Here is a 10422-nt window from a genome sequence, read left to right as displayed (position 1 = left end):
CCGGCGGTGTGCTGCTGCCGTTCTTCTCCTTCATGACGTTCCTGATCGCCGTCCCGACCGGTGTGAAGTTCTTCAACTGGATCGGCACCATGTGGCGCGGCAGCCTCTCCTTCGAGACACCGATGCTGTGGGTGATGGGTTTCCTGGTGACGTTCGTGTTCGGCGGGCTGACCGGGGTGATGCTGGCCTCGCCGCCGCTGGACTTCCCGACCTCCGACACCTATTTCGTGGTGGCCCACTTCCACTACGTCATCTTCGGCACGGTCGTGTTCGCGATGTTCGCGGGCTTCCACTTCTGGTGGCCGAAGATGACCGGCAAGATGCTGGACGAGCGCCTCGGCAAGATCACCTTCTGGACACTGTTCATCGGCTTCCACGGCACGTTCCTCGTACAGCACTGGCTGGGCGTGAACGGTATGCAGCGCCGGATCCCCGACTATCTGGCGGTCGAGGGGCTCACCACGCTCAACACGGTCTCGACGATCTTCTCGTTCCTGCTCGGCTCGTCGATGCTCCCGTTCTTCTACAACATCTGGAAGACGGCCAAGTACGGCGAGAAGGTCGCGACCGACGACCCCTGGGGCTACGGCCGTTCACTCGAGTGGGCGACCTCCTGCCCGCCGCCCCGGCACAACTTCCTCTCCCTCCCGCAGATCCGCAGCGAGTCGCCGGCGTTCGACCTGCACCATCCGCAGGTGGGGCAGCAGGAGCGGGAGCTGACCTCGCGATGAGCACGGGAGAGGAACGGGCGCTCGTCCAGGAGATCGAGGGCCATCTGCTGCTCGCCGCCGCACGGGAGGAGGGCCGTACGGCGGCGGCCCGTGCGGCCTCCCGGCTCGGCTGGCTCACCGACACCCAACGGGAGGACCTGGAGCGGCACTTCGAGACGGAGTACCTGGCCCTGGCCCGCACCTCGTGGCGGCGCACCGCGGAACGCGCCGAGGAGCTGCGGCACACCTACGAGGCCAGGTACCGGGCGCTGCGGCAGCGGCTGGTGGCCTGGTGGGTGCTGGGCTGCGCCCTGCTGGCGGCGACGAGCCTGCTCCTGCTCGCCGCCGCCTAGAGGGCTCATGAAGATCTTGTCGAGGGGCTGTCCGGTCTCGGGCCGGTGGCCCCTCGGTCCATGGGCGGCGGGGACGAGGTTCATCAGCCGGACGAGGCCGACGGCGGCCGCACCCGAATCGTCGTCCGCCGCGGCGCCCGGCTCTCCGCCGATGACGGAAGGTACATACGTCGACGGGTTCAGTGGATCTCCGGGGGACCCCTGTGGGTGTCCGGGTAGCCTGGACTCATGGGAATGCGGGACACCGCGCTCCTGGGCACGTCGAGTGACGCGCCGGAACCCGCAGGTGACATCTGCGTCGTCGTCGGCGAACACGGTTCGCTCCTCGGCTGGGGCCCCGCTGCGCAGCAGCTGCTCGGATACTCCGCGTCCGAGCTCTGGGAACTTCGCTGGGCCGATCTTGTCGAGCCCGGGACGGAGGCAGCCGAGCTCCTCGATCGCCGGCCCGACAGCCGGCCGATCGTCTTCTCACCCGCTCGTCTGCGCCACAGCAGCGGCTCCGGAGTCGAGGCGAGGATCTGGGCACACGGCTTGGTGACACCAGCCGGTGCGCAGTGGCTCATCCAGGCCGAGCCTCTCGAGGACGCGCGTCGAAACGACCTCCGCCGCGCTCTGCTGCGGGGACTGTTCACCGAATCGCCGTACATCATCGACGTCTTCGACAGCGATCTGCGATTCCTTGGGCAGAACGAGTCCCGGAGTCGTTCGGAAGGCTTCGCCGACGAGGTCGTCGGCCGCACCATGCGGGAAGCGGCACCCTCCGGCCTGCTGGACGTCGACGCTCTGGAGGAGCGGCAGCGGCGGGTGCTCAACACCGGCCGGGCAAGCATCGGCGCCGAGGTACGAGGTGGCATCCCGGAGGGCCCGGACGGGGAATCCGTCTGGTCGGAGACCATCGTCCCGCTGCGCAGCGGCTCCGGTGACGTGGTCGGCCTGGTGCACTTGGTGATCAACGTGACCGAGGAGACCCGGGCGCGTGAGCGACTGGACCTGATCAACGAGGCGAGTGCCAGGATCGGAAGCAGCCTGGACGTCATGCAGACCGCGCAGGAGCTGACGGACGTGGCCGTACCGCAGTTCGCCGACTACGCCTACGTAGATCTGCTCGACCCGGTTCTCGGTGGCAGGAACGCCGATGTCGGCCCCTTGGGCGAGGGGGTGCCACTGCGCCGCGCGGCGCACACGGTACGTGCCGGCGGACCGCTGGACACCAGGGTCGCCCGGGGAGAGATCGACCTGATCGCCTCCGCCCCCGAGTCCTCGGCCACCAAGGCGCTGGCAGACGGCAACCATGTGCTGCTGACGGGCGACGAACTGTTCGAGGAGTTCATCAGTGACCCGGCTCGGGCCGCTCTGCACCGCAGTCGACGCGTCCACTCCTGGTTGCTGGTGCCGATGTACGCCCGGGGAGAGGCACTGGGCACGGTGACGTTCGCCAGGTACCAAAGACTCCAGCCGTTCGAGGCCGATGACATTCGGCTGGCCAAGGAGTTCGCCGCGCGCGCCGGGGTGTGCATCGACAACGCCAGCCGCTACACCCATGAACGGTCCAGGGCCCTCGCACTGCAGCGCAGTCTGCTGCCGCAGCGCCTCCCGGCGCTGCGGTGTGTCGAGACGGCCTCGCGCTACCTGCCGGCGAACGGCCACACCATGCTGGGGGGCGCCTGGTTCGACGTCATCCGGTTGTCCAGCGCACGCGTGGGCCTGGTGGTCGCGAATGCCGTGGGCCAGGGGCTGCGGTCCGCGGTGACCATGAGCGCGCTGCGGACCGCCGTACGGACGCTGGCCGACCTGGATCTCTCGCCGGGCGAACTGCTCACCGAACTCAACGAACAGATCAAGCGGTTCCACCACGAGGAGGGCTCCGGCAACGACGCCGTCGGAACGACCTGCACCTACGCCGTCTTCGATCCCCTCTCGCGGCACTGTGAGTTGGCCAGTGCCGGGCACCCGTCCCCCGCCCTGCTGCCGGAGCTCGGCGAGGCCGCTTTGATCGAGATGCCGGTAGGCCCTGCGCTGGGCACCAGCGGTGCGCCCTACGAGTGCGGTGGGCTGACACTCACCGATGGGGACCTGCTCGTCCTGGACACCATGGGCCTGGCGAACCTCGATGGGGGTGATGTCGGCACAGGCCTCGAACGGCTCCGTGACGTTCTGTCCGCGGCCGGTGCCGCCCGGCCGTCCCCGGCCGCGAGTCCTCGCCAAGGGCTCGGTGAGTTCTGTGACGAGGTGCTGCGGCGGATGGTCCCCTGCCCCGCGCAGCAGGATGTGGCACTGCTCGTGGCGCGGGTCCGCGGGCTCGAATCGGAACGCCATGTCACCTGGGACCTGCCGGCGGAGTTCGAGGTCGTCGGGAAGGCCCGGGAGCTGGCCGGAAGGGCACTACAAAACTGGGGCCTCGAGGAGGTGCAATTCACCACGGAACTGCTGGTGAGCGAACTGGTCACCAACGCCATCCGCTACGGCCTGCCCCCCATCCGGCTGCGGCTGATACGCGACCGCAACCTGATCTGCGAGGTGTCCGACCACAGCAGCACCTCCCCTCATGTACGGCGGGCCCTGGACACGGACGAGGGAGGCAGGGGACTGTTCCTGGTCTCCCAGACGGCCGATCTCTGGGGCACCCGATATCACGCGCGCGGCAAGTCCATCTGGGCAGAACAGTCACTCCGCACACCCCCTGGCGACTGAGAGCGGCTTCGAGCACCCGGGTCCAGAACCTCAGGTCCTGGACCACTTCTGGTTGTCGCCGCCGTTGCAGGCCCACAGCACCAGGGACGTGCCGTTGCCGGTGCCGCCGTTGTACGCGTCCAGGCACAGGCCCGCGTTGACGTTGGTGATCGTGCCGTCGGCGTTGACGTTCCACTGCTGGTTGGTCTGGCCGTTGCAGTCCCAGATCACCACCTTGGTGCCGTTGGTGGTGCCGAGGTTGTAGGCGTCCAGGCACTTGCCGCCGTAGACCACGAGTTCCTTGCGGGAGGTGTAGGTCCAGGCCTGGTTGGCGCCGCCGTTGCAGTCCCAGAGTTCGGCCTGGGTGCCGTTGGTGATCGTGTTGTCGTAGACGTCGGCGCAGCGGCCGGACTGCTTGCCGGTGAGCAGGGTGCCGCTGGTGCCGGGGACGGGTCTCACCGTGAGGGTGCCCAGGGTGGGACCGCCGGTCAGGGTCAGGGAGTTGGTGGATCCCTTGGTGAGGTGGACCTGGACCGAGACCGTGCCCGGGGTGGATCCGGTCGGCGCGAAGGAGACGGTGGTGGCGGTCTGCCCGTTGACCTGGAGCGTGCCGGTGACGGCGGTGGACGCCGTGTTGGTGTAGGCGAGGTCGACCACGTCCAGGCCGGTGCTCGCCGCACTCACCCCGCTGTACCTGCCGGTGGACGTGGCGCTGTAGCCGCTGCTCGCCGCCTCGGTGCCGGTCACCTTGAGCATCACCGAGCCGCCCGCCGGGACGCTGGTGGTGTAACTCGTCGCGTAGGAGCCGAGGTTCTGCTGCGCCCACAGGTCGCGGACGCTCGCCGCGGCGCCGGTGAGGCCGAGGTCGGACCAGCGGACGGTGATGTCCTTGGCGCCGGAGGTGCGGTTGAGGAGCACGACGGCCCGGTTCCCCGTGCCGGCGAGGACCTTGCCGTACACCTGCAGGCCCGTGGTGTCCTCGGCGACCTTGGCGCCCTGGAGGCCGCGCGGGTCCTGGTCGACGGCGATGACGTCCGGGTTCTTGAGGACGGCGGCCGTCTCGCTCGACAGGGTGGTGAGGTCGTTGCCGGCCAGCAGCGGGGCGCCGGAGATCGCCCACAGGGACATGTGGGTGCGGTTCTGCGCGGCGGTGAAGCCGGGCATGCCGACCATCAGCATGTCGGGGTCGTTGTAGTAGCCCGTGTGCTGCGCGGCCGGGTGCAGGGCCTGGTCGAAGTTGGACAGCATGCTGGTCTGCGAGGGCGCGTTGCCGTAGTAGATGATGTCCGTGCTGGTCCGCCACATGGGGGCGAGGCCCGGCGCCCAGTTCCAGGGGTTCTGCTTGCCCCAGTTGCAGACCGAGAGGGTCAGCGGGCGGCCGGTGGCGGCGGTGGCCTTGGTGACGGCGGAGCTGATCGCCTTGTACGTGGTCGCCGCGTCCAGCCCTTCGGCGTCGCCGCCGCACCAGTCGACCTTCACGAAGTCGAAGCCCCACTCGGAGAACTGCAGCATGTCCTGGTCGTAGTGGCCCTCGCTGCCGGTGTTCGCGGCGGCGGGGCGGCCGGTCGGGTAGTAGTAGCCGCAGCCGTTCTTGCCCGCGTCGGTGTAGATGCCGGCCTTGAGCCCCTTGCTGTGGATGTAGTCGGCGACGGCGCTCATGCCGCCGGGCCACTCGGAGGTGTCGACGGTGATGTTGCCGGCGCTGTCCCGGGTGCCCTGCCACCAGCCCTCGTCGATGTTGACGTACTGGTATCCGGCGGCGGGGAGTCCGGCCGACACGAACGCGTCGACCTGCTGCTCGATGACGTTGTGGTCGATCTTCGCGGCGAAGCTGTTCCAGGAGGCCCAGCCCATGGGGGCGGTGGGGACGGACACCTGACGGGTGGTCGCCGCCTGCGCCGGGCCCGGCCGGCCGAACAGGAGGGCGGCGGCGGCCAGGACGAGGACCAGGGCGCGTACGACGGCGGTTCTGCAGCGTCTTGCCGGACCGGGTGGGGTGTACATCGGCTCCTCCGCGTGCGGGACGGAATGCATCTGCGATCGGGATTTCGAACGAGGATCGGCTAATCGAACATGCTGCGCGCCGACCGTAGAGCCGCCCGGGGGTGAAGTCAACGGCTGCGGCAGGCGTGAAGTCGTAGGGCAGGTGTGGCCGTTGGGCCGCTGCACGGCACGGCGCCGCCATACTGGCCATCATGCGGGTAGCCATCATGACGGCGGGATCCCGGGGCGACGTGGCCCCTTACACCGGCCTCGGGTACCGACTCGGCCGTGCCGGGCACGAGGTCACCCTGGTCACACACGGCTGTTTCGAACCACTGGTGGCGGGTTCGGGGGTGCGGTTCCACGCGCTGCCGGTCGATCCGCGCGCGGAGCTGGAGTCACCGCGGGGCCGGGGACTGCACCGCAGCACCAGCGGCGCCGGGAAGCTGGTGCGGGTGGTCGAGCTGGCCCGACGGCTGGTCGGGCGGATGACCGACGACCTGGTGGCGGCGGCACGGCAGAGCGACGTACTGCTGCTCTCGGCCTCGCTGGCACCCCTCGGGCACGCCATCGCCCAGGGACTGCGCCTGCCGAGCATGGGCCTCTACCTGCAACCCCTCGCCCCCACCCAGGAGTTCGCCCCTCCGGTGCTCGGTGGCGGCACGTTCGGGGCTCCGGCCAACCGGCTCGCCGGGCACGGCGTGAACCTCGCCGTGGAGCGCGTCTTCGCCGCGACCGTGCCCGCGGTCCGCGCCCGCCTCGGGCTGCCCCCGGTCGGCACCGGCCCCGCCCGGCGCGCCCGGGAGCGGCGGCTCTGGCCGGTGCATCACGGCTTCAGCCCGCTGGTGGTGCCCCGGCCCCGGGACTGGCGGCCGGGCCTGGGCGTGTGCGGCTACTGGTGGCCGTACGACACCGAGACCGAACTCCCGCACAGGCTGCGGGAATTCCTCGACGCGGGCCCGCCGCCGGTGTTCGTCGGGCTGGGCAGCGCCACCGTGCCGGACGCCGGCCGGCTGAGCGCGCAGGTCGTGGCGGCGCTGCGGCGGGCCGGGCTGCGCGGGGTGATCCAGCGCGGGTGGGGCGGCCTCGCGGCGGACGGCGACGACATGCTGACCATCGGCGAGGTGCCGCACTCGGCGCTCTTCCCGCGGACGGCCGCCGTGGTCCACCACGCCGGGGCGGGCACGACCGCGGCGGGCCTGCGCGCCGGGGTGCCGGCGGTGCCGGTCCCGATCCAGTTCGACGAGGGGTTCTGGTCCGCCCGGCTGGTGTCGCTGGGCGTCGCCCCGGCCGCCGTACCGCTGCGCCGGCTGACCGTCGGCGCCCTGTGCACGGCGCTGCTCCGGGCGACCCGCGAGGCGTCGTACGGGGAGCGGGCCCGAGCGCTCGGTGCACGGATCCGCGCGGAGGACGGGGTGACGCCGGTGCTGGACGCGGTGAACGCGCTGGGCGGCTGACCCTCAGCCGGTGGTGAGCACCATCCGGAAGCGGGCGGCACCGGCGAGCATCTTCTGGAAGGCCTCGTCCGCGCGGTCCAGCGGCACCTGCTCGGTCATCGGGCGGATGCCGTGCAGGGCGCTGAACGCCATGGTGTCCTCGACGTCCTGCGCGGTGCCGGACGGGTGGCCGCGGACGACCCGTGCGCTCATCAGCAGCTGGACCGGGGTGATGCCCAGCGGTTCGACGTCCGCTCCGATGACCACCAGTTCGCCGCGGTGGGCGAGGCCGTCCACGGTGGACGTGATGGCCTCGGAGTTCCCGGCGGTGGCGAGGACGACCTTGGCGCCGCCGAGGGACTGCAGCGACTCGGCGACCGGGGTGCCGGAGGTGCTGTCGACGTAGTGGTGGGCGCCGAGCTGCTTGGCGAAGTCGGCCTTCTCGGGGCCGCGGGCGATCGCCACGGTCTCGAAGCCCATCGCGACCGCGTACTGCACCCCGAGGTGCCCGAGGCCACCGAGGCCGAGCACCGCCACCAGGTCCCCCGGCCGGGCGGAGCTGCGCCGCAGCCCGTTGTACGTGGTCACGCCCGCGCAGGCCATGGGCCCGGCGTCGCTCGCGGGCAGGCCCTCGGGGATCCGGGCCAGGGCGTCGACGGGCGCGATCACCTTCTCGCCGAAGCCGCCGTCGTAGGCCCATCCCGGGACCTTCAGGTTCGGGCACACGATGAAGTCGCCCTCGCGGCAGGGCGCGCAGTGGCCGCAGCTGCCGCCGAACCAGCCGACGGCCACCCGGTCACCGACCCGCCAGCCGCGCTCGTGGGTGCCCGGGCCCAGCTCCTCGACCTGCCCGGCGATCTCGTGCCCGGGTACCTCGGGGAACGTCACGCCCGGTAGTCCGGCGTTCACGAAAAGGGCGTCGCTGTGGCAGATCCCGCAGGCTTCCACGGCGATCCGCACCTCGCCGGGCCCGGGCTGCGGCACCTCCCGCTCGGCCAGTTCGAACGTGCCGCCCGGGGCGGTCACCTGCGCGACTCGGTAGGTAGTCATGCGTCTCTCCGGAGAACGGGTACACAGGCCCCCGGTCCAGCAGACCAGCTCCGGGCCGATCGCGCGCGTCGAACACCGCGAGCACCGCGGCCACACCACAGGTGACCTGCGGAAACCTGCCGCGACCTGACCGAGCCGACCCGGTCAGGCGATCTCTGGGCGCCAGCCCTCCGGGCGCAGGATGCCCAGCAGTTGCCGGACGAGTTCGTCGACGACCTCGTCCAGGCTCGCGTCCACCCAGCCGGCGCTCCAGTCGTGCAGCAGACCGTTGACGCTGCCGATGAAGGCCGTGGCCGCGAGGCGGTAGTCGCGCGGTGCAGCCTCCCCGCGGGCCACCGCCGCATCCGCCTCGGAACGGATCAGGTCGACCCAGCGGGCCCTGCGGGCCAGCCGCTGCTCCTCCAGGCGGGCGCTGACGCCGATGATCTCCACGAAGGCGATCCGGATGCGGCGCGGGTCGGAGGTGACGTCGCGGGCGTAGGCGTGGAACAGTACGGCGACCCGCTCGGCCAGCGGCAGCCCCTCGGCCGCCGCGAGCGCGTCCAGCACCGCCTGTTCCGCCCAGCCGTTGACCTCCAGGTGCAGCGCGGCGAGGACGTCCTCCAGGGTGCGGAACTCCTCGTAGAACTGGCGGGTGGACAGGCCCGCGGCCTGGCTCAGCGCGGCGACCGTCGTGGCGCGGAAACCCGGGCTGTCGCCGAACGTCTGCAGTGCCGCCGCCAGGAACCGGCGGCGCCGCTCGGCCTGCCGTTCCTCGGCGGACCTGCCGCCGTAGCGGCCCGTCGGCGCCTTGAGCCTCCCCGTCACGCTGCCCCCTCCGTCACCCACCGGTGGCCAATCTTGTCGTGCACACATCTTGTCGAGAAGGGCGCCCCCTCCTTACTTTTCAGTAAGTTCACTGTGAATCCGCCCGTGTTCAGATTTCCCCGAGGAAAGAGAGCAGTCATGCCTGCCTCCAGAACCAGGCACCTTTGCTCCGTGGCCGCCGCCCTCGTCCTGACCGTCGCCGGCCCGGCGACCGCCGCCTCCGCCGCCTCGCCCGCCGCCTCGGATCTGCGCGAGGTGCTGTTCGTGGGCAACAACTGGGACGGCACCGCCGATGTCATCAAGTCCTCCGGCGACTTCGCGAAGGTCGGCCGGATCAACGTCATCCCTGACAAGGACCAGCGGATGGCGGAGATCAACGCGGACCCCATCAAGTGGATCTACTTCATGGCGATCCGCAACAGTGTCGGCGAGGGCCACGACCAGTTCGCCGACGACATGTACTCCACGCCCGACGGCAAGTCGGTCGTGGTCTCCCGCCCGAGCTTCGCCGACGTCGTGTCGATCGACCTGGCGACCGGGAAGATCAACTGGCGTTTCCCGGTGTCCGGTTACCGAGCGGACCACATGGCCGTCTCACCGGACGGCACCCGGGTGGCCGTCTCCGCCTCCACCGCGAACACCGTGCACGTGCTGGACATCGTCACGGGCAAGCAGCTGGGGTCGTTCGCGACCGGCGACAAGCCGCACGAGAACATCTTCACCAAGGACGGCAAGTACATCTGGAACATGGCCATCGGGGACGTCAACACCGCTCTGGACGACCCGGCCTGGGACTGGACGAAGGGCGACCGGCACATCACGGTCGTGGACGCGACCACGTACAAGCAGGTCAAGGTCATCGACATGCGCCAGCGACTGGACGCGATCGGGCTGAAGGACTTCTCCGACGCCGTGCGCCCGGCCGTCTTCTCCCCCGACGAGTCGAAGCTGTACTTCCAGGTGTCGTTCTTCAACGGATTCCTGGAGTACGACGTGGCCGCCGACAGGATCACCCGAGTGAAGACGCTGCCGAAGAACCCGGCGACCAGCGAGGACCGCACCACCTGGGTCAACGACTCGCGCCACCACGGCATCTCGATGAACCCCGCGGGCACCAAGCTGTGCGTCGCGGGCACCATGGACGACTACGCCACGGTGGTGGACCGGGCCACCCTCCAGGAGGGCACGCTGGTCCCGACCTCCAAGCCGTACTGGGCCACGGTCAGCGGCGACGGCAAGGACTGCATCGTCTCCGAGAGCGGCGCCGACCAGGTCACGGCGATCGACTTCGCCACCGGCCAGAAGGTGACCTCGATCCCGGTCGGCGACCATCCGCAGCGCGTCCGGCTGGGGCATGTACAGGCCGACTGGACGGGTCCGAACGGAAGTTGAGCCGCCGGCGTACGGCCTCCG

General features: G+C 70.4%; 8 protein-coding genes. 5 read left to right on the top strand and 3 right to left on the bottom strand.

The annotated features are described in order from the left end of the window. From ACIF83_RS42555 to ACIF83_RS42545, 3 genes are all read left to right on the top strand, one after another. A partial coding sequence (locus ACIF83_RS42555; RefSeq protein ID WP_399735649.1) for a cbb3-type cytochrome c oxidase subunit I occupies nucleotides 1-731 on the top strand: 731 nt, incomplete at its 5' end. Further along, complete coding sequence (locus ACIF83_RS42550) at nucleotides 728-1063, top strand: hypothetical protein (RefSeq protein ID WP_393477900.1); 336 nt, start codon at nucleotides 728-730, stop codon at nucleotides 1061-1063. The genes ACIF83_RS42555 and ACIF83_RS42550, both read left to right, overlap by 4 nt. A gap of 228 nt (nucleotides 1064-1291) precedes the next feature. Beyond that, the gene (locus ACIF83_RS42545; RefSeq protein ID WP_393477899.1) at nucleotides 1292-3754 is read left to right on the top strand and encodes a SpoIIE family protein phosphatase; all 2463 of its coding nucleotides are present in this window, start codon (nucleotides 1292-1294) and stop codon (nucleotides 3752-3754) included. A gap of 30 nt (nucleotides 3755-3784) precedes the next feature. On the opposite strand, the gene ACIF83_RS42540 is transcribed toward ACIF83_RS42545, so the two are convergent. Next, nucleotides 3785-5737, bottom strand: a complete 1953-nt coding sequence (locus tag ACIF83_RS42540) for an RICIN domain-containing protein (RefSeq protein WP_399735645.1) — start codon at nucleotides 5735-5737, stop codon at nucleotides 3785-3787. 206 nt (nucleotides 5738-5943) lie between these two features. Between ACIF83_RS42540 and ACIF83_RS42535 the strand changes: the two genes are divergently transcribed. Beyond that, on the top strand, nucleotides 5944-7173 hold the full coding sequence (locus ACIF83_RS42535; RefSeq protein WP_399735661.1) for a glycosyltransferase: 1230 nt from the start codon (nucleotides 5944-5946) through the stop codon (nucleotides 7171-7173). Between the two features lie 3 nt (nucleotides 7174-7176). Here ACIF83_RS42535 and ACIF83_RS42530 read toward each other — a convergent pair whose 3' ends face one another. Both ACIF83_RS42530 and ACIF83_RS42525 read right to left on the bottom strand, forming a co-directional pair. After that, nucleotides 7177-8202 (bottom strand): alcohol dehydrogenase, encoded by a 1026-nt coding sequence (locus ACIF83_RS42530; protein WP_393477895.1) that lies wholly within the window; start codon nucleotides 8200-8202, stop codon nucleotides 7177-7179. A gap of 144 nt (nucleotides 8203-8346) precedes the next feature. After that, nucleotides 8347-9009 carry a TetR/AcrR family transcriptional regulator gene (locus tag ACIF83_RS42525; protein WP_398140124.1) on the bottom strand — a complete coding sequence of 221 codons (663 nt, stop codon included), beginning with the start codon at nucleotides 9007-9009 and terminating at the stop codon, nucleotides 8347-8349. Between the two features lie 138 nt (nucleotides 9010-9147). Between ACIF83_RS42525 and ACIF83_RS42520 the strand changes: the two genes are divergently transcribed. Continuing rightward, nucleotides 9148-10401 carry a YncE family protein gene (locus ACIF83_RS42520; RefSeq protein ID WP_393477890.1) on the top strand — a complete coding sequence of 418 codons (1254 nt, stop codon included), beginning with the start codon at nucleotides 9148-9150 and terminating at the stop codon, nucleotides 10399-10401. Nucleotides 10402-10422 lie beyond the last annotated feature (21 nt).

The organism is Streptomyces sp. NPDC085866 (genome assembly GCF_044541035.1).
GTDB lineage: Bacteria > Actinomycetota > Actinomycetes > Streptomycetales > Streptomycetaceae > Streptomyces.
Note: the sequence above shows the minus strand (reverse complement) of the source record. Positions and strands in the feature narration are given on the sequence as shown.

Bases quoted from the DNA above. Each gene is read 5' to 3' on its own strand.
- ACIF83_RS42550 (WP_393477900.1), top strand. From the start codon at position 728: ATGAGCACGGGAGAGGAACGGGCGCTCGTCCAGGAGATCGAGGGCCAT.
- ACIF83_RS42545 (WP_393477899.1), top strand. From the start codon at position 1,292: ATGGGAATGCGGGACACCGCGCTCCTGGGCACGTCGAGTGACGCGCCG.
- ACIF83_RS42540 (WP_399735645.1), bottom strand. From the start codon at position 5,737: ATGTACACCCCACCCGGTCCGGCAAGACGCTGCAGAACCGCCGTCGTA.
- ACIF83_RS42535 (WP_399735661.1), top strand. From the start codon at position 5,944: ATGACGGCGGGATCCCGGGGCGACGTGGCCCCTTACACCGGCCTCGGG.
- ACIF83_RS42530 (WP_393477895.1), bottom strand. From the start codon at position 8,202: ATGACTACCTACCGAGTCGCGCAGGTGACCGCCCCGGGCGGCACGTTC.
- ACIF83_RS42520 (WP_393477890.1), top strand. From the start codon at position 9,148: ATGCCTGCCTCCAGAACCAGGCACCTTTGCTCCGTGGCCGCCGCCCTC.